We start from the raw sequence: 18,196 nt of genomic DNA on the forward strand, positions 1-18,196 counted from the left end.
ATTCCTTTCTAAACGCCTTTGCTCACACCCTATACTTGTTGGCGTTGGAGATTTTGGCGGATTTGTGAGTTCATGAAGAGGAGGCTGGCATCGTATTCGATGCCTGCTACCATTTCATTGAAGCGTTCAAAGCCTTCTGTTTGGTACTCGACGAGTGGGTTGTTTTGAGCATATGCACGTAGACCTACTCCTTGGCGCAATTGGTCCATGGCATCGATATGATCGGTCCAGCGGCTGTCAACAGCGCGTAGAATAACCACTTTCTCAAATTCCAAGATCAAGTCTGGGTTCGAGATGTCGTTTAACTTACTTTGGAAGCGGTCCTGGGCCCGGTCTTTGAGTTCTTCTTTCATCTCATCAGGGTCCAAGTCTTCCAAGTCACCTTGGGACATGTCATTTTCTGTCAAGAGAACGGTTTGAACAAAGTCTGTTAAGGCCTCGTAATTCCAATCCGATTCATCGCCGGCTGTGTATTGATCAACGACACGGTCAATGGTTCGGTCAATCATTTGCCACATAATGTCATCGAGGGAATCTTCTTCCTCGATAATTTGTTGGCGCTGGTCATAGATAATCTCCCGTTGTTCACGCATCACTTCATCGTATTCCAGTACGTTCTTCCGGGTATCGTAGTTGTTCCCTTCCACACGTTTTTGGGCAGATTCCACTTGTTTGGAGATCATCCGGCTTTCAATGGCAACATCATCTTCGCCGTCGCCATCAATATTTAAACTTTCCCAAACCGCTTTAACCCGGTCTGAACCGAAGCGGCGCATGAGGTCATCCTCTAAGGAGAGGTAGAAACGTGAATAACCAGGGTCCCCTTGACGGCCTGACCGTCCACGCAACTGGTCATCGATCCGCCGCGATTCATGGCGTTCGGTTCCGATAACCGCTAAACCGCCAGCTTCCTTAACCCCAGGTCCTAACTTAATGTCAGTCCCCCGGCCGGCCATATTAGTTGCGATCGTTACGGCCCCTTTTTGGCCAGCTTGGGTGACGATTTCAGCTTCTTTAGCGTGGTTCTTCGCATTCAAGATATTATGTGGTACCCCACGTTTGCTGAGGAGATTGGAGAGTAATTCCGAGGTTTCAACCGCTACCGTCCCGACCAGGACAGGTTGACCATCTTGGTAGCGTTCCTGGATTTCATCGGCAACCGCCTCAAACTTGGATTCCAAATTAGGATAAATAATATCTGGAGCATCGATCCGTTGCACAGGGCGGTTGGTTGGAATCTGAATCACGTTCATATTGTAGATTTCACGGAATTCTTCTTCCTCCGTCTTAGCAGTACCGGTCATCCCCGCTAATTTATCGTACATCCGGAAATAGTTCTGGAAGGTGATCGTTGCCATGGTCTTCGATTCGTTTTGAATTTCGACATTTTCTTTGGCTTCAATGGCTTGGTGGAGGCCATCCGAATAACGACGGCCATCCATAATCCGACCGGTAAAGCCGTCAACGATCTTAACTTCACCTTCTTGGACCACATAGTCAATATCCAGGAGCATAATATAGTTAGCACGTAAGGCCGTATCGATATGGTGGATCAAACGTCCATTCTCCACATCATAGAGGTTATCCAAGTGGAAGACATCTTCTGCCTTCTCAATCCCCTCTTCAGTCAGGCTGATCGTCTTGGAACTGACATCGATCACATAGTCTTCTTCTTCTTGCAGGCTCTTCACAAAGTAGTCCGCCCGTTGGTAGAGCGCCGTAGATTGTTCAGCTTGGCCAGAAATAATCAAAGGTGTCCGCGCCTCATCGATCAAGATTGAGTCTACCTCATCGACAACCGCGTAGTGGAGCGGCCGTTGGACCATTTGACTCTTATAGACCACCATGTTATCGCGGAGGTAGTCAAAGCCCAATTCATTATTGGTCGAATAGGTAATGTCACAGTTATAGGCTTCACGCTTTTGGTCGGAAGACATATCATTGGTATTCAAACCAACTGTTAGCCCTAAGAATTCGTAGAGCTCGCCCATCTCAACCGAGTCCCGACGCGCCAAATAGTCATTGACTGTCACCACATGGACGCCCTTGCCTGATAAGGCATTCAGATAGACAGGCATGGTTTCCGTCAAGGTCTTGCCTTCCCCCGTCTTCATCTCGGCAATATTCCCATAGTGGAGGGCAAGTCCACCCATGATTTGAACATGGAAAGGATAGAGTCCAAGCACCCGACGCGCCCCTTCGCGGACAGTTGCGAAGGCTTCAACCAGCACATCTTCTTCAGTTTCTCCATTCTGCAAACGTTCTTTAAAGGATTCCGTCTTTGCCCGGAGCTGGTCATCTGAATACTCAGCGAACTTATCCCCTAAGGCCTCAACTTTCTTCGCTTGTTTGTTAAAGCGACGCAATTCTTTCCGGTCATTTTCAAATATTGATTTCAAAAAGCTAGCCATTCTATTCTCCTTATCTGGTCAATTGCGGCTATCGCTTGTTAACCCAATTGATTATCTTCATATATCTCATTATTTTATCATGCTTTATCCTAAAATTGAACCTTAGAGCCCGCTTATAAAAGGCAAAGGCACACTTATTTCTATTTTAACACAGTTAGCGCCTTAAATGGAAGATAGTGAAAAATGCCCTGTTAAAATAGGGAAAAATTAAAAAATGACTCTTGATTGAAAGAGTCAGTGTCGATTAAATCATAAGTAAGTATGTACTTATCCTATTCAAGAAAGACGTAAAGTCACTCGGCTGATGGAAAGTGCTTCTTTTTGGCCTGAGCGAGGTCAACTTCAATCGGAAGAACTAGGGCATCTTCAGGAACTAATAAATCATCAGGCAAGGAGGGGGTGGGGATAGGGTCTCCTTCTTCTTCAGCGATAATCAGCCAGCCTTCGAGAAGATCTTTAGCCATATATAAGGCCTCGTCCATATCTTCACCGCACGAAAAGGCACCCTCCAAGTCAGGAAATTCAATAGCAAACTGGCCAGCTGATGGAGTAAAAATAGCATAGTATAAATACATCCGTACACGTCCTTTCTCTCTAAATGTGGTAAACTAGCAAAAAACAGCTTTTCTATCGTGAGAAGATGCGAAAGTTTTATTTCTTCCCATATTTTTGTTCATCTTTTACCGTTGTGTAGATCGTCAAGCCTAAACCGACAATGATAGTTACAGTCAATAAGATTAATAAGACACATGTAGTTGCTGACATAGTGTAAACCCCCATATCTTTGAAACGGTACATTTTAGAATTAAGCTAGGCAGCTCGATAGGCAAAAATAACGCCATGTAAAGTTCATAATATCATTTACTTAGCCCAACTAATGAAAGCATGAATTCGTATCACGCAAGCTAATGATAACATAAGTGGAAATACAGGCCAATATTTAATAGTAGCTGTCTCCTTTTTAACAGCTGTAGTCGGCTAAGAACTCCTAATATAAAAAAAGCATCTTCCTAGTCCACAGAAAAAGGCAGATGCTTTTAAATTTTTGAAGAGTATTGGGACAGGCATGTAGATACCAGCCTCACTTACCACAAGCTAGTCGACAAGCAATCCCCTGCTCGATAGCAGCATTTCTCCACCATCCTACCAGAAACCTAGCACATATTGGAGGCCTAAGCTCACCAGAGTAATAGCAATCCAACAAACGGCCCCTAAACCCAGGGCACTAGCACCCGAGCGCAAGAGCTTGACCAAGTCAGTATTCAAACCAATGGCTGCCATAGCCCAAACGATCAGAAACTTGCTAGCCCATTTGAATGGAGCGAAAAGACTGTCTGGTAAGCCGATAGCCAGGCAGATGGTTGTGAGGAGAGAAGCCAGAACGAAGTAAATAATAAATTGCGGTAGGCTGGCTTTAATTTTTTGTCCCCAAGTCAAGTTAGTAGGCGTTTCTTCCCCGTGACGACTGCGCCAGAAGCTCAGGCCTAGCGTAATTGGAATAATAGCCAGGGTCCGGGTCAATTTCACGGTAATGGCCTTATCCAGGGTTTCGCTTCCTAAGTTAAAGAGGCTATCCCAGGTGGAAGCCGCCGCTGTCACAGATGAGGTATCATTGACCGCTGTCCCTGCAAAGATACCAAAGGCTTCCCCAGTTGTGGTATCGAAGCCCAACCACTGACCTAGGCTTGGGAAAATCAGGGCTGCTAGGACATTAAAGAAAAAAATCACAGAAATCGCCTGGGCGACTTCCTCTTCTTCGGCTTCGATGACAGGCGCGGTTGCAGCTATAGCTGACCCACCACAAATGGACGACCCCACCCCAACCAAAGTGGCCGTCTTCGCATCAATATTCAAATAACGGCTAAAAATAAAGGCCACCAAGAGGGCAACTGAAATGGTTGAGAGAATAATAGGTAAGGAGCTCAAGCCGGTTTCAATCACCACCGAAAGATTGAGGCCAAAGCCTAGTAAGACAACAGCGGCTTGTAATAAGACCTTACTCGAAAAACGAATTCCCGGTTGAAAAGCGGCCCCTGCTGTCCAAAATAGGGCTACAATCATTCCCATTAAAATAGCAAAAACAGGTCCCCCAATGATAGGAAAAGCCTGTCCCAAAAAATGCGCTGGAACTGCAATGGCTAAAGATAAAATCAGTCCTGGCAATAATTGACGATTAATTTGCATAAGATGCCTTCTTTCTAAATCATAAGATGGGCAAAAGTCTCGGCTTTTTCAAGAAAGATGCCAAAAGTTAGCCCTGGCATCCACTTGGCGAATTCGGCCGATCATCTCACAATGCTCGGCCTTCATTCGCCCTCGTGACCCAGGGCTGGTCGACTTTTGTCTTACTTTATTTTCATTAAATCACAATGCTTCATTAATTTCCAATCAATTTTATTTTCCAGATGATCACTTCCAGCTATCTTAAGCGACAAAAAGAAGGCTGAGACAAAGGTCCCAGCCTCCTTTTTAAATAGCGCACATTTTTCAAAAACCTGCTCCAAAAGTCAGGCCTGATCGACTTTTCACAGTCTCTTAGAGCGGTTATGATTTGATCTTGAGATAGAGGCTCTGAACCATAAAGATCAGGATAAACAAGGCCGCTATCGTAGCGCCAGGTGGGGTATCGAAGTAATAGGAGACCGTCAGCCCCCCTAGCATACCAACCAGGGCTAAGCAGATTGCTAGATAAATCACCTGGTTGAAGTGGCGGGCTATCCGCATAGCGATCGCTGCTGGCATGATAATAATCGCAGAAACCAAGAGGGAGCCCGCAATTGGCATCATAATAGAGATAGCAACCCCTGTCACAACAGAGAAAAGAACAGAAATTAAGCGGGTAGGCAGGCCTGCCGTATAGGCGGTATCCTCATCAAATGACAGGACATACAAGATCCGCTGGTTGACCAGGTAGGCCAGACCAACAAGGACAGCGAGGCCAATCAATAAGCCAATTTGCAAGGGTGAAATGGCGACAATCGAACCGAAGAGATAGGATTCGATACTGGCTGCCGAATCAACCCGAGAGAGGAGAAGAAGGGCTAGGGCCATACCACCTGACATCAGCATAGCGATCGAGATATCTGAATAATTACTGTAGACCCGTCTGAGGTATTCTAACAACATGGCAGCCAGGATAACCAAGGCAATCGTGGTCAGAGTCGGTTCCAAGCCAAGCAAATAACCCAAGGCCACGCCTGCTAGGGAAATATGGGCCAAGGTATCCGCCATTAAGGACTGCTTACGGAGGATTAAGAAGAGCCCTAAAATCGGCGTGAAGAGTGCCATAGCTAGACAGGCTATGACGGCTCTTTGCATGAAGTCATACTGAAGCATCTCCATGGGGTACCCTCCTCTCTGACTAAGTGAATCTGTTTGTCGAAGTAATCTTTTAGAGACAGGTCCTCATGGGTCACCATAAGGATTGCCTTAGCGTGGTTGCGGGTATTGTGGCGGAGCAAGTCATAGAAATTTTTGCGCGACTCAATATCCATCCCTGTTGTCGGTTCATCCAGGATAAAGAGATCGGGATCCGTCGCAAAGACTCGGGCCAGGCAGATCCGCTGCTTCTGCCCACCTGACAAGTCGCCGATCCGCTCATTGCGCTGTTCCCACATGCCAACGGAGTCAAAGGCGCGGCGGATATGGTCCTCATCCTCCTGGTCAAGGCGCTTAAACCAACGATTCTGTTGGTAGCGTCCAGACTGTACAAATTCATAGACCGTTGACGGAAAGCCCGCATTGAAGGAAGAAATACTTTGGGGCACATAGCCCACTTGTAATTTTTTGCCTTGAAAATTCGTCTTGGCAATCCGGCAATGGCCTTTTTCGGGTTCGAGTAGGCCCAGGATATTCTTCAACAAGGTCGTCTTAGCCGCCCCATTTTCCCCAGTTAAAATGACAAATTCGCCGGGATCCACGGTAAAACTAATATTATTTAAGACCGGCTCCTCATTGTAAGAGAAGCGCAAGTCCTCCACTTCAATATAATGCATAATCCACTCCTTTACTTCAGTCCGTCCTCAAGATTAGTTAAATTCTGCCTCATCAAGCTGAGATAGCCTTGGCCATTAGCTTCTACTGACACATCAGGAGACTCCATCGAGGTCAGGCTGCTGGTTTTAATGCCGGTATCGTGGGCAATGGTATCGGCTAATTTAGAAGATCCGCCCTGCTGGAAGAAGATCACTTCGATGCCACGCTGGCGGATGAAGTCTTCTAATTGAGCTAATTTCGCAGGAGACAGGCTAGCTGTTGAATCGACACTGGTCAAAGCAATCTGCTCCAAGTCATAGCGAGAAGCCAGGTAATTAAAGGCCGCGTGGTCGACCACAAAGTGCCGGTCTTTTTTATCAGCTAAGGCCTGGTTAAAGTCCTGGTCCAACTGGTCCAATTCTTCGATAAAGGCCTTGGCGTTGGCCTGGTAGTCTGCTCGGTGGTCCGGGTCACGGTCCGACAGGGCATCGGCAATGCCCTGAACTTCTCGCTGGGCGAGGACTGGGTCTAACCAAGTATGTGGATCCTTGGCATGGACATGGAGGTCGCCCTCTGCGTGGTCATGAGCGTCTTCCCCCTCTTCCTCATGGTCGTGGTCATGGCCTTGGTGATGGACTCCATCGATGGTCGTCACCTGACCATCCATCAGGTCCAGCTGACCCGCTGCCTCATGGACCGCAACCTTGTCTTGGTTGAGTGTCTCGAGCATGGCAGGAACCCAGGTCTCCATCTCCTTACTGTTATAGACAAAGAGGTCCGCTTGTTCTAAATCGGCTAAATTTTTAGCGCTAGGCTCGTAGTCATGGACTTCTTGACCATTAGCAATCATGACCTGAACATCTGCATGGTCCCCAGCCACCTCCTGGGTCAAGGCCTGGATGGGGTAAAAACTCGTCATCACTTGCAACTTATCCCCCGACCCGGCATTTTGCTGGGGCGATTGGCAGGCAGAGACCAGGAAGGCCAGGGGCAATAGCAAGAGGTAAATATATTTTTTCTTCATAGCTGACTCCTTTCATCAAGGTTATTCGGAATTGTTACGATTTAATACATTATAAGATAGCACAAAACTTGACTCGCTGCAATAAAAAAAGTTGAGTCCCCTCAACTTTTCCTATCCCATAGCTTACAGTCCCGTTCCCTGCTGCAAGACGGGGACCACATAGACTTCTTTGCAGAAGCCGCGCAAGGCATTATACACATGTTTAGCCCGGTTCGACGTTGGGGCAAAACCGATTACCGTCGAGCCCGTTCCGGTCATGGTCACGCCCTCCGCCCCAAACTTCTGCATCTTGGCCTTTAACTTGTTCAAAATCGGATAATTCCAAAAGACCAAATCTTCTAGCATATTCCCTGTGGCTTGAACCAAGTCTTGGTAAGACTGCTTATGAATGGCTTGAAGGACTGCCGGCGTATTCCCCTGGTCCGGCAAGTCATTAGGATCCAGGTCTTGTAAGATCTTATCTGTTGATACAGATAGCGGTGGCTTGGCTAGGACTAACCAAGAAGCTGGAAGAGCAGGAAGGGCCTGGAGCTGATCTCCCTGCCCTGTCACATGTTGGATGCCGCCGAGCAAACAATAAGGTGCATCCGCATCAATCTGCAAAGCCAATTGCAAGAGCTCATCTGTCGAATAATGCAAGTCCCAGAGTTTATTAACAGCTCGCAAAACAGCTGCTGCATCGGAACTTCCTCCGCCCAGGCCAGCAGAGACGGGAATCTGTTTCTCAATAATAATATCTAAGCCACGGTCTACTTGGCTAGCTTCCTTAATCAAGTCCGCCGCGCGATAGGCATGGTTTCTGGCATCATTAGGGAGGAAGCTCCGGCTAGTCCGCACCACAATTTCTTGGTCGGAACGTTCTTGGATGGTCAGACGATCCGAAAGATCAACCGAGGCCATCACCATGTCATAATGCCACTGCCCCTTATCCGCCTGGTAGATCAAGTCCTGGGATAGGTTAATCTTGGCTGCTGCTTTCTCAATAATCGACACACTGCCACCCCCTCATTATAGTTTACTTATTATCTTGAATTTTAGCATGACCTGCCCTTTAAATAAAGCAAAGCCGCTTTTCTTCAAGAGCTCTAATGCATCAATGAGAAAAAGGCTAGGACACCATGCCTAGCCTCAACTTCTCTAATTATTAAATTCAATTTCAACGCTTTCTGTTAAGACATCCGTGTAACTGTAACAGACACGTTCAAATTGATTTTGATCCTGGTCAAGTTCAACAACAAAAACAGCTGGAAAAGTGTCACTCAAAATCCCTTCGCGAACGGTAATCCGTTTACGTCCAGTTTGTTGAGTGACCTGGATACGGCGCCCAAGCTTCTCATCCAAAGCTGCTTTGATCGCTGCTAAGTTCCCTGACATTCTATCACTCCTCTAATGTTAACTATTATAACACATACGTTGACTTTATGCAATATCACAAATGAGCGATAGAGTCAAGACTTGACCTTATTTTCTTAGCTATTTTTTACTTAGCTATTAGCTTCTTTTCCCTGAGTTTGAATACCCTGGCGGACGACTTCAGCCACTAATAACTTCTCCGCATCAATGATGGGAAAGGCCTTCTTCGGATCATGACTATTGACATAGGAAACTTCCGTACAACCCAGGATTACGGCTGATGCGCCTTGGTCCATAAAGTCAGAAAGAATTTCCTCGTAGAGACTAAGGTCAGCAAGCGCTTGGTTCTTGACCTGGTCATAAATCAAGGTCATGATCTTCTCTTGCAGGGCTTCGTCTGGGGCCAAGGGCTGGCAACCTGCCCGCTCAATGGTCCGGTGGTAGAGTCCACTCTGGCTTGTCCCCTTGGTCGCACAGATACCAATTTTCTCCCCTTGGTGGTCAGCCAAAGCTTCTTCAACGAGTGTCAACATATTTATAATAGGCAGGTCTGTTGCTGCCTGCAGGTCATCGAAGAAATAATGAGCCGTATTGCAAGGGATAGCCAAGAAATCTGGCCCTAAACTTTCGATTTGTTTAATATCTTCTATTAGAGGCTCAACAGGGCTCGCCTGGTCGTGGTCTAAGATATAGGCGGTCCGGTCGGGAACCGTTGCATGGTTAAAGAGGATATAGTTCAAATAAGCCTGGTCGCTTTCTGGACGATATAGCTTATTCATTTCTTCTAAAAAGTTCGTGGTCGCAACAGTCCCCATCCCTCCTATAATGCCAAAGAAATGTTTCATAGTACCTCCCTCTACAGAGCCGGTTAAAGCTGGCCTGTTTCTTTAAATTTGCGGTAGTAATTGAGCTCCGATGCTTTCACATAGAGCTTGCGACGCCAGTGATTGTCATAAGGATAAGCTAGGGGGTTAAAGACCTGCCCCTCTTGGTAGAGGCCCTTCACCTGGTCGGCATAAGATGTTCCTTGGAGGCGACGCTTCACCAAACCCCGAGGCAGAACCGTAAATAAGGCCGGTATCGCCTCAAAACTATCAGGCACTGGTCGCCCAAAGAGATAGTCTTCAATGTAATAGTAGACAGGGTTTTGCCCACCTGCCGTCACATAATAATTGGACAGACCCAAGCGTGGATTCAATTCAAAGAAGACAAAAGCTTCCTGGTCATGATCGTAGATTAAGTCGAAGTTGGCATAACCTGTAAAATCATAGGCTGTCATTAAGGCCTCCACATGACGGTAGACCTCCTCATGACCATTCTCACTCAGAATAGCCAGGTGGTTACCCGCTGCGCTGGCCGACCGGTCTTCAACCATGACCCGTCCAAAAGCTGTCAGCTTAATCTGCTTATCATGAGGCGAGCGGTAAGCTGTCACTACTGCCTGGTCGGTATCCGCTCCTTCGATGAAGTCCTGAACAATAATCGGATCGAGGTAGCCACCCTGGCGCATGAGCTTGATGGCTGTCTGAGCTTCTTTAGGATCGTCACAGAAATAAATCTTCCGCTTCCCTTCAAAATGCAGGACCTGGTAGCTTGGCGTGATGGCTGGCTTAACGACCAGTTTGCCCTTAGCTTCACTTGGAAGCTGGTCATCTGTCACTTGCCAGGTATGGGGGTAAGGGACCCCCACTTCCTCACACTTGGCATAGAATTTGGCCTTGTCTGTTGCCTCTTCTAAGGTTGCTAGGTCCACATAAGGAACGGTCCATCCCGCTTCTTCAAAGATATCGCGGTGGGTGATCAAATGCTCTGTGAACGTATCCTCAGAAGCGAGAACAATTTTGGCTGCTTCTGGATAATCCCGTTCCACCCGGTCTCTAACTTCAATAAAATGCTCACGCAAGTTATCTGTTAAGTCAGGGTAGATATGCTTATTGACAATCTTCGAATGGGCAACAGGGCCGGCGTCCATGGTTACATTTAACTCCGTCTTAATGCCGTATTGCTCATGGAAGGCCCGGGCAATACTATAGGCTCCCTTGTTCCCCAAGAACAAAACAGGAACAAATGCTTGTAAATTAGACATAGCTCGGCTCCTTTTACGCGATATCGGCTGTTTCAGGGGCTAGGGTCTTGCAAGCGCCCTGATCCTTGATGAAGTAGATGGTATACCATAAGAGGAAGACATAGACCGCATAAATTTGGTGACCTAAGTCAGCCTTCTCTTGGCGGTGGTCCTCGAGTAATTGGAGGAGGGGTTCTTGGTCAAAGAATTCAGCCGCTAAGTCACTTTCAAACATAGCCTTAATATTAGAATAGAAAGGTTCTTCCCGTAACCAGTGACGGATAGGGGTTGGGAAGCCGAGTTTCTTGCGCTTGGCCCACTCTTCAGGCAGGACATCTTCAGCCGCATTACGAAGGGCGACCTTAGTTTGCTTGGCTGTTGTCCGGTATTCGTCTGGAATTCCCTTAGCCATTTCCATGACTTCCTTATCCAAGAAAGGCACACGGAGTTCAAGAGAATGGGCCATACTCATCTTGTCTGCCTTGAGCAAGATATCGCCTGGCATCCAAACATTCAAGTCCAGATACTGCATCTTTTGTAGGTCACTTTGGCCCGCCACTTGGGCATAGTAAGGGGCACAAATGTCAGTCGAGGTCTGATTGGACCGGTATTTTTCATTGAGGATAGCATGGGCTTGGGCATCTGGAAAGACCAGGGCCTGGCCGATAAATTTCTCTTCCACTGGGGTCACTGACCGTTCCGCCAATTGCTTGAGACGGGAAGGTTTTTGCCCCGTTGGTAAGAGGCGGTTAATGAAACGTCGCATGCCTAGAGGCAGTTTGTTGTAGTAATCTTGTTCAATATGGGAAGGTTGGTACCATTCATAGCCCCCGAAGAGCTCATCGGCTCCCTCACCAGATAGGACAACGGTCACATTTTCAGCAGCTAATTGGTTGAGGAAGTAGAGGGGAACAATAGAGTAGTTGGCATCTGGTTCATCCAAGTAGTAGATAATATCCTCTAAGTTGTCGAAAGCTTGTTGTCCTGAGATATAACGGCTCTTGTTTTCGATTCCGAGTTGTTCTGATAATTTTTGGGCATGGACGGTTTCATTAAACATGTCTTCATATTCTTTAAAGCCCACTGAGAAGGACTGTTGAGGCTCAAGCAAGGCGGTAACCAAGCTCGAGTCTACCCCACCGGATAGGAAGGAGCCAACTTTAACATCGGACATAGCATGGAGTTCCACTGATTCATCGATCGATGCCTTGATTTTTTCCACATAGTAATCAATATCTTCTTGGGCAGGCTCACTCGTTTCATCATGGAAGGCCTTGTCCCAATATTTCACGGTCTGCATTTTGCCATTTTGGTAGAGCATATAATGGGCTGGCTCTAACTTGTAGACCCCCTTAAAGAAAGTCTCATCTAATGGGTTATACTGGAAGGTCAAGAAAGGTTGGATAGCTTCCTTGTTTAAGGCCTTGATGAAGTTGGGATGGTCGAGGAAGCTCTTGATTTCAGAACCGAAGAGCAGGCTGCCATCTGTCGTATAGTCCGTATAGTAGAGGGGTTTAATCCCGAAACCGTCGCGGGCTAAGAGGGCACGCTTTTCCTGGGTATCCCAGATGCAGAAGGCGAACATCCCCCGTAATTTGGCCACAATATCTTCGCCGTATTCTTCAAAGCCACGGATAATGACTTCACTATCTGTTTCTGAAATAAATTCATAACCCTTTGCCTTAAGGTCCTTGCGCAAGGTCTTGTAGTTATAGATTTCACCATTAAAGACCATGACGTAACGGCCATCCTTGCTGTAGAAAGGCTGGTTCCCACAATCGCTCAGGTCAATAATGGACAAGCGACGGAAGCCCAAGGAGATGTCGTCATCTGTGTAGACACCTGCGCTATCTGGCCCCCGGTGGACAATTCGTTCCATCATGGCATCTAGTATTTCTTTATCATTTTCAAGTTTACGGTCGGCACCATAGATATATCCGACAAAACCACACATAATTATTACCTCATTTTTTATTTTTTTCGCATTTCTCTATCTTCTATCTCTTTATTATAACGAATGCCTGGTCCCTTAAGTCTAAAAGATTTGTAAAAATTAAGAACATCCCGCTTCATTCAAAGCATCACTCAAACGAGCAAACTCTTCAATACTCAGGGTTTCAGCCCGGCGCTTGGGATCAATTTCGGCCTGGGCCAAGGCCTCCTCTACCCGCTCCAAGACTTGGGGGTCCTTGCCAAAGAATTGGCGGAGATTATTCCACAAGGTCTTGCGCCGCTGCTTGAAGCTGGCCCGCACCAAGCGGAAGAAGAAGTCTTCATCTTGGACAGAGACCTTGGCTTGGGGGCGGCGTTTCAAGTAGAGAATAGCCGAGTCAACATTCGGACGCGGTTTAAAGACTGTGCGCGGCACCGTGAAGGCAATCTCAGCCTCACAATAATAATCGATCGCAATCGTTAAGGACCCGTAAGCCTTGGAATGCGTAGCTGCGGTCAATCGCTCCGCCACTTCTTTTTGCATCATAAGCACAAAGCCGTCAAAACGCAGGCCGGATTCTAAGAGTTTAAAGATAATTGGCGTCGTGATGTAGTAAGGCAGGTTGGCCACTACTAGCAAGCGGTCATCTGCTGAGAAGTAGTGACTGACCGTCTCTGCAATATCCACTTCCAAGATATCAGCATGAAGGACATGGATATTGTCATAGTCGCTCAGCTCATTGGCCAAAACCGGCAGCAAGCGTTGGTCCAATTCGAAGGCTAGAACTTCTTTGCCTTCCTGGGCCAGAACCTCTGTCAAAGCCCCGATACCGGGACCGATCTCGATCACATTCGTTGCTTTGTCAATCTCTCCTGTGGCTACCATATCTGCTAAGACCTGGGGCTCCATCAGAAAGTTTTGCCCCAGGCTCTTCTTGGCTTCCAAGTGGTAGCGTTTGAGTATTTCATTGGTACGCGAAGGCGTTGCGATTAATTTCTTTTTCATAGGTCCTCCTCAGCCTGGTCCGCTTCATAGTCGGCCATGACTTCTTTGACACGTTCAATAGGAATCTGGAACATCTGCAAGCGTTTGGCTAATTGTTTGCCATTGCTGTGGCCGATATAGAGTTGTTCGGCCAGATAGTCCCGGCGCTGTTGGGCATCCTTCCCTCCTAACAGACCCAGGTCAAGGAGGGCTGAGCGGTCAATCGCCTGGACGCCTGCGTCTTGGTCCACCACCGTATAAACCCGGTCTAGGGCCTGGCGGATAGCCGCTTCGGAAGCATGCTCAACCCCCAGGCTGGCCCGAAGCGATGACGCGCGAGCATCTTCTCTTGAAATAAAAGCATGTTGGACGCCCGGCACAGCCGTCTGAATGGCCTGGCGGATTTTCGTTCCCGAGATATCCGGATCTGTAAAGACAATAACCCCCTTGACCGCTTGGGCCTGGCGGATTTGGTCGAGGATGGCCTCATTTAAGGCCGAGCCTCCAGTCTCAATCGTATAGACGTCAAAAATTTCTTGGAGCCGCCGCGTATCGTCGCGGCCCTCGACCACGATCACTTCTTTTATCTTGTCCTTAGCCATCTGCTTGCCCTTTCTTCTGGAAAGTTTGGCCGTCATAAGTCAGATTAAAGAAGCGGCAAGCATTGTCAAAGGTCAACTGAGCAAAGTCTTCATAGGACATGTCTAATTCATCAGCGAGCCGGTTGCAAACATAGCGGACCAAGTGACTGCCATTCTTTTGTCCGCGTTTAGGTTCAGGCGTTAGATAGGGCGAATCCGTTTCAATTAAGATGCGGTCTTTAGGGCATAGGCGCACCGCTTCTCGCACTTCTTTTGACTTCTTGAAGGTCGAGACGCCACTGAAGGAAAGATACATGCCTAGGTCCAGGTAAGCCTGAGCCAGATCTGGGCCATCTCCAAAGTTATGGATGACCCCACCAATTTCACCGATCTTTTCTTCTTTAAGAATTTGGTAAGTGGCTTCCTGGGCATCACGCGAATGGATAACCACCGGCAGTTCATAGTCGCGGGCTATGGCTAATTGCTGGCGGAGGACACGCTCTTGGACCTCCCGAGGGCTCTTATCCCAGTGAAAGTCCAAGCCAATTTCGCCCACACCGACTGCCTTAGGATGAGTCAGCTGTTGGCGCAAGAGGTCTTCCTCCTCTGAGCCAAAGTCAATTGCATCCACAGGGTGCCAGCCAAAGACTGCCAATAAGTCATCGTTTTGAGCCAGCATCTCATTCGCCCGGTCAATACTTTCCCGGTCCGAGCCAATCAGGGTCATACCCTTGACACCTGCCGCTCTCGCCTTAGCCAAGGCCTGGTCGCGGTCCTCATCAAATTCACTCGCATTCAAATGGGTGTGCGAATCAAATAGCATCTCTTTTCCTTCTTTCTCTCAAGCTTACAAAAATACACCTTTCCCGTCCAAGTAATAAATAAAGGTTGGAGACCAAAGCCCAACCTTTATTTTTTCTCAATCACTACTCAGTCTGGAAACTAGCCAATTAAACTGCCATTTGGGATATGATCAGGCACAAAAACAAGGGACAAGTCGCCATCATGTTCGGCCGAAAGAATCATACCTTGCGAAATCTCACCACGCATCTTACGGGCCTTCAAGTTAGCCACAATGATGACTTTTTTACCGACTAAGGCTTGGGGATCAGGATAGAATTCCCGGATGCCCGATAGGATTTGCCGGTGGCCTTCATCGCCAGCGTCCAGACGGAACTTGAGCAACTTATCGGCTCCTTCAACAAAGTCGCAGGCAATGACTTCAGCTACCTTTAATTCCACCCGGTCAAACTGGTCAAATTTAATGGCCTTATCCTTGGCTGACGTCAAGGTCACTTCTTCAGGATCCCAATCCTCTTCTTCATCGCTAGTTGCCGTTGACATTTGGGACTGGATATAAGCCACTTCTTCATCTTTATCCAAGCGTGGGAAGATAGGTTCACCCTTAGCCACGACGCGGGCGGTTTCAGGGTAAGATCCAATTTCTAGAGCATCATATTGGTGGTTCTCATCGGAAATACCTAACTGGTCAAAGATCTTAGCAGGCGTCCGGGTCATCACCGGTTGGATAAGAATGGCGATCATTCGCAGGGTATCTACCAAGTGGTACATCACCGATTGGAGCTCATCTGCCTTAGCTTCTTCTTTAGCGAGGAGCCATGGCATGGTTTCATCAATGTACTTATTGGTACGGGAAATAATTTCCCAGACATTATCCAAGGCCACGCTAAATTTCAGATGGTCCATATTGTCGTGGTAGCTGGCGATCCCTTTTTCGATAGTCTCCTCAAGGGCCGCATCATAAGCTGTCACATGACCAGGATAGGCTCCTACTTGGCCGTTGAGGTACTTATTCACCATGGAAATAGTCCGATTTAAGAGGTTCCCCAAGTCATTGGCTAAATCATAGTTAATCCGATTAACAAAATTAGCTGGTGTAAAGACCCCATCTGAGCCAAAGTGAACTTCGCGCATAAGATAGTAACGCAGGGCATCTAACCCATAGCGGTCAACGAGCATATCTGGGTAAACAACATTCCCCTTGGATTTAGACATCTTCCCATCTTGCATGAGTAACCAACCGTGGCCAAATACTTTCTTAGGCAAAGGCAAGTCCAGAGCCATCAGCATAATTGGCCAATAAATCGTGTGGAAGCGAACAATTTCCTTACCTACAATATGGATATCAGCTGGCCAGTATTTTTGGAAGTTGCTGTCATCATCACTGCCGTAACCCAGAGCCGTAATATAGTTAGCCAAGGCATCGATCCAAACATAAACCACGTGTTTAGGATTTGAAGGCACTTCGATCCCCCAATCAAAGGAGGTCCGTGTCACCGCCAAGTCTTCCAAACCTGGCTTGATGAAGTTATTAATCATTTCATTCTTCCGTGACTCCGGTTGGATGAAGTCTGGGTGGTCTTCATAGTATTGGAGTAGACGGTCTGCATACTTGCTCATCTTGAAGAAGTAAGATTCTTCCTTAACCAATTCCACTTCATGGCCTGAAGGAGCCTTACCGCCGATTACCTTGCCTTCATCATCGCGGTAAACTTCAGCCAATTGGGTTTCGGTAAAGTACTCTTCGTCAGAAACCGAATACCAACCTTCATATTCACCTAGGTAGATATCACCTTGTTCAAGTAAGCGCTCGAAGATTTTTTGGATGGCTTTTTCATGGTAGTCATCAGTTGTACGGATAAACTTATCATTAGAAATATCCAGACGCTTCCATAAATCTTGCATACCTTGAGCCATCCGGTCCACATAGGCTTGGGGACTGATCCCTTCTTCTTCTGCCTTTTGTTGGATCTTTAAACCGTGTTCGTCAGACCCTGTCAGGAAGAAGACGTCAAAGCCCATCAAACGCTTATAACGGGCCAGTGTATCCGCCACGATGGTTGAATAGGAATTGCCGATATGTAATTTCCCACTTGGATAGTAGATGGGAGTTGTTAAATAAAATGTTTTCTTTTCTTCAGCCACGAATGAGTGCCTCCTAATTTAATTGATTTTCCTTAATAGTATAGCATAGATAAGCCCTGACTTTAAAGTAAGTGACTGGATAAATGATCGCTCCTGTTCGACCTGGGCAAACACAAAAGAAACATAAAAACCGGGGCTGAGTGAACCCGGATTCAAAGTAAACAATGATTTCAAAAGAAAAGGCAGAAAGAGGCTAGGGAAAATCCCTAACCTCTAAACCAGGCAAGCCACTATAGGTTGATCACAAAGGAGGGACGGAAGTGGTCCACATGGCCGTAAGTCACCGTCTGACCAGGCTGAGGGGCATGGATATAAGCCCCATCCCCCAAAGCAATCGCTACATGGTAAGCCCCACCGGCTCCCTCCCAAAAATAAAGGCCTCCAGGTCTCGCCGCTTCAACTGCTTCGTGCGGGCCAATTAATTCCTGGGCATAAGTCGTCCGGCCAATCTGGAGACCGTTCTCCAAGTAAACCTGGTGGACCAAGCCAGAACAATCAAAGCCTGCCGGTGTCTCCCCACCCCAAACATAGGGGACGCCTAAATAGGCCTCAGCTGAAGCAATAATTTCCGCTCCGAGCTCGGAAGCCGGTAAATCTCGGCTCAGATCATTCTCCAAATTGATCGGATCCGCTAGCTGACAACAAGACCGAGGACAGAGTTCAAGATCCTGGCCCACCGCCTTTGCCGGAAGCTGTCCCGCATGAACAGTCTGGCCTTGGCAGAAAAAGATAATCAACGCAACAAAAACAACACTAATTATTTTCTTCATGGATGAAATCCTCAATTCTTAAGTATTCCACCCTGAACCATATTCAGTTTAACACAAGCATATTAAATTCCTGTAAAAGTCTTGTAAAGAATACTTTGCCTATAATAAAAGTTCCCAGTCATAAGCATGGTGGCATAACTGGAAACTTTTCTCT

Annotated in this window: 16 protein-coding genes; all 16 read right to left on the reverse strand. The window is 47.2% G+C overall.

Annotated features, from left to right (window positions below; genetic code table 11):
* Window positions 1-29: 29 nt before the first annotated feature.
* The gene (gene secA / locus HMPREF2626_RS05725) at window positions 30-2,411 is read right to left on the reverse strand and encodes a preprotein translocase subunit SecA (RefSeq protein ID WP_070618605.1); all 2,382 of its coding nucleotides are present in this window, start codon (window positions 2,409-2,411) and stop codon (window positions 30-32) included.
* A gap of 293 nt (window positions 2,412-2,704) precedes the next feature.
* The gene (locus HMPREF2626_RS05730) at window positions 2,705-2,986 is read right to left on the reverse strand and encodes a type II toxin-antitoxin system HicB family antitoxin (RefSeq protein WP_070618607.1); all 282 of its coding nucleotides are present in this window, start codon (window positions 2,984-2,986) and stop codon (window positions 2,705-2,707) included.
* A gap of 568 nt (window positions 2,987-3,554) precedes the next feature.
* A complete protein-coding gene (locus tag HMPREF2626_RS05735) occupies window positions 3,555-4,595 on the reverse strand; it encodes a YeiH family protein (protein ID WP_070618610.1) in 1,041 nt (346 codons plus the stop codon).
* A 360-nt stretch (window positions 4,596-4,955) separates the two neighbouring features.
* Window positions 4,956-5,753 (reverse strand): metal ABC transporter permease, encoded by a 798-nt coding sequence (locus HMPREF2626_RS05740; protein WP_070618613.1) that lies wholly within the window; start codon window positions 5,751-5,753, stop codon window positions 4,956-4,958.
* Window positions 5,711-6,406 (reverse strand): metal ABC transporter ATP-binding protein, encoded by a 696-nt coding sequence (locus HMPREF2626_RS05745; RefSeq protein ID WP_070618616.1) that lies wholly within the window; start codon window positions 6,404-6,406, stop codon window positions 5,711-5,713. The genes HMPREF2626_RS05740 and HMPREF2626_RS05745 overlap by 43 nt, the downstream gene beginning before the upstream one ends.
* A gap of 11 nt (window positions 6,407-6,417) precedes the next feature.
* On the reverse strand, window positions 6,418-7,410 hold the full coding sequence (locus HMPREF2626_RS05750; RefSeq protein WP_070618619.1) for a metal ABC transporter solute-binding protein, Zn/Mn family: 993 nt from the start codon (window positions 7,408-7,410) through the stop codon (window positions 6,418-6,420).
* 123 nt (window positions 7,411-7,533) lie between these two features.
* A complete protein-coding gene (gene ispE / locus HMPREF2626_RS05755) occupies window positions 7,534-8,403 on the reverse strand; it encodes a 4-(cytidine 5'-diphospho)-2-C-methyl-D-erythritol kinase (RefSeq protein WP_070618622.1) in 870 nt (289 codons plus the stop codon).
* Between the two features lie 144 nt (window positions 8,404-8,547).
* Window positions 8,548-8,784 (reverse strand): Veg family protein, encoded by a 237-nt coding sequence (locus HMPREF2626_RS05760; protein ID WP_067972785.1) that lies wholly within the window; start codon window positions 8,782-8,784, stop codon window positions 8,548-8,550.
* A gap of 110 nt (window positions 8,785-8,894) precedes the next feature.
* Window positions 8,895-9,608, reverse strand: coding sequence for an aspartate/glutamate racemase family protein (locus HMPREF2626_RS05765; protein WP_070618625.1), 714 nt, complete (start codon window positions 9,606-9,608; stop codon window positions 8,895-8,897).
* Between the two features lie 23 nt (window positions 9,609-9,631).
* Window positions 9,632-10,849, reverse strand: a complete 1,218-nt coding sequence (locus HMPREF2626_RS05770; RefSeq protein WP_070618627.1) for a carboxylate--amine ligase — start codon at window positions 10,847-10,849, stop codon at window positions 9,632-9,634.
* Window positions 10,850-10,862: 13 nt separating this feature from the next.
* Window positions 10,863-12,782, reverse strand: coding sequence for an asparagine synthase (glutamine-hydrolyzing) (asnB, locus tag HMPREF2626_RS05775; protein WP_070618630.1), 1,920 nt, complete (start codon window positions 12,780-12,782; stop codon window positions 10,863-10,865).
* A 99-nt stretch (window positions 12,783-12,881) separates the two neighbouring features.
* Window positions 12,882-13,766 carry a 16S rRNA (adenine(1518)-N(6)/adenine(1519)-N(6))-dimethyltransferase RsmA gene (gene rsmA / locus HMPREF2626_RS05780; RefSeq protein WP_070618633.1) on the reverse strand — a complete coding sequence of 295 codons (885 nt, stop codon included), beginning with the start codon at window positions 13,764-13,766 and terminating at the stop codon, window positions 12,882-12,884.
* On the reverse strand, window positions 13,763-14,347 hold the full coding sequence (gene rnmV / locus HMPREF2626_RS05785; protein WP_070618635.1) for a ribonuclease M5: 585 nt from the start codon (window positions 14,345-14,347) through the stop codon (window positions 13,763-13,765). Before rnmV ends, rsmA begins: the two co-directional genes overlap by 4 nt.
* Window positions 14,340-15,149, reverse strand: coding sequence for a TatD family hydrolase (locus HMPREF2626_RS05790; RefSeq protein WP_070618638.1), 810 nt, complete (start codon window positions 15,147-15,149; stop codon window positions 14,340-14,342). Before HMPREF2626_RS05790 ends, rnmV begins: the two co-directional genes overlap by 8 nt.
* A gap of 119 nt (window positions 15,150-15,268) precedes the next feature.
* Complete coding sequence (metG, locus tag HMPREF2626_RS05795) at window positions 15,269-17,272, reverse strand: methionine--tRNA ligase (RefSeq protein ID WP_070618641.1); 2,004 nt, start codon at window positions 17,270-17,272, stop codon at window positions 15,269-15,271.
* A 230-nt stretch (window positions 17,273-17,502) separates the two neighbouring features.
* Window positions 17,503-18,042: a C40 family peptidase gene (locus tag HMPREF2626_RS05800; protein ID WP_070618644.1), complete on the reverse strand. Its 540-nt coding sequence runs from the start codon at window positions 18,040-18,042 to the stop codon at window positions 17,503-17,505.
* Window positions 18,043-18,196: the final 154 nt, after the last annotated feature.

The sequence above is a fragment of the Aerococcus sp. HMSC062A02 genome, assembly GCF_001809535.1.
Lineage (GTDB): Bacteria > Bacillota > Bacilli > Lactobacillales > Aerococcaceae > Aerococcus.

Excerpts from the sequence above, each read along its gene's own strand:
- secA (WP_070618605.1), bottom strand. The coding sequence starts at position 2,411 with ATGGCTAGCTTTTTGAAATCAATATTTGAAAATGACCGGAAAGAATTG.
- HMPREF2626_RS05730 (WP_070618607.1), bottom strand. The coding sequence starts at position 2,986 with ATGTATTTATACTATGCTATTTTTACTCCATCAGCTGGCCAGTTTGCT.
- HMPREF2626_RS05735 (WP_070618610.1), bottom strand. The coding sequence starts at position 4,595 with ATGCAAATTAATCGTCAATTATTGCCAGGACTGATTTTATCTTTAGCC.
- HMPREF2626_RS05740 (WP_070618613.1), bottom strand. The coding sequence starts at position 5,753 with ATGGAGATGCTTCAGTATGACTTCATGCAAAGAGCCGTCATAGCCTGT.
- HMPREF2626_RS05745 (WP_070618616.1), bottom strand. The coding sequence starts at position 6,406 with ATGCATTATATTGAAGTGGAGGACTTGCGCTTCTCTTACAATGAGGAG.
- HMPREF2626_RS05750 (WP_070618619.1), bottom strand. The coding sequence starts at position 7,410 with ATGAAGAAAAAATATATTTACCTCTTGCTATTGCCCCTGGCCTTCCTG.
- HMPREF2626_RS05760 (WP_067972785.1), bottom strand. The coding sequence starts at position 8,784 with ATGTCAGGGAACTTAGCAGCGATCAAAGCAGCTTTGGATGAGAAGCTT.
- HMPREF2626_RS05765 (WP_070618625.1), bottom strand. The coding sequence starts at position 9,608 with ATGAAACATTTCTTTGGCATTATAGGAGGGATGGGGACTGTTGCGACC.
- HMPREF2626_RS05770 (WP_070618627.1), bottom strand. The coding sequence starts at position 10,849 with ATGTCTAATTTACAAGCATTTGTTCCTGTTTTGTTCTTGGGGAACAAG.
- asnB (WP_070618630.1), bottom strand. The coding sequence starts at position 12,782 with ATGTGTGGTTTTGTCGGATATATCTATGGTGCCGACCGTAAACTTGAA.
- rsmA (WP_070618633.1), bottom strand. The coding sequence starts at position 13,766 with ATGAAAAAGAAATTAATCGCAACGCCTTCGCGTACCAATGAAATACTC.
- rnmV (WP_070618635.1), bottom strand. The coding sequence starts at position 14,347 with ATGGCTAAGGACAAGATAAAAGAAGTGATCGTGGTCGAGGGCCGCGAC.
- HMPREF2626_RS05790 (WP_070618638.1), bottom strand. The coding sequence starts at position 15,149 with ATGCTATTTGATTCGCACACCCATTTGAATGCGAGTGAATTTGATGAG.
- HMPREF2626_RS05800 (WP_070618644.1), bottom strand. The coding sequence starts at position 18,042 with ATGAAGAAAATAATTAGTGTTGTTTTTGTTGCGTTGATTATCTTTTTC.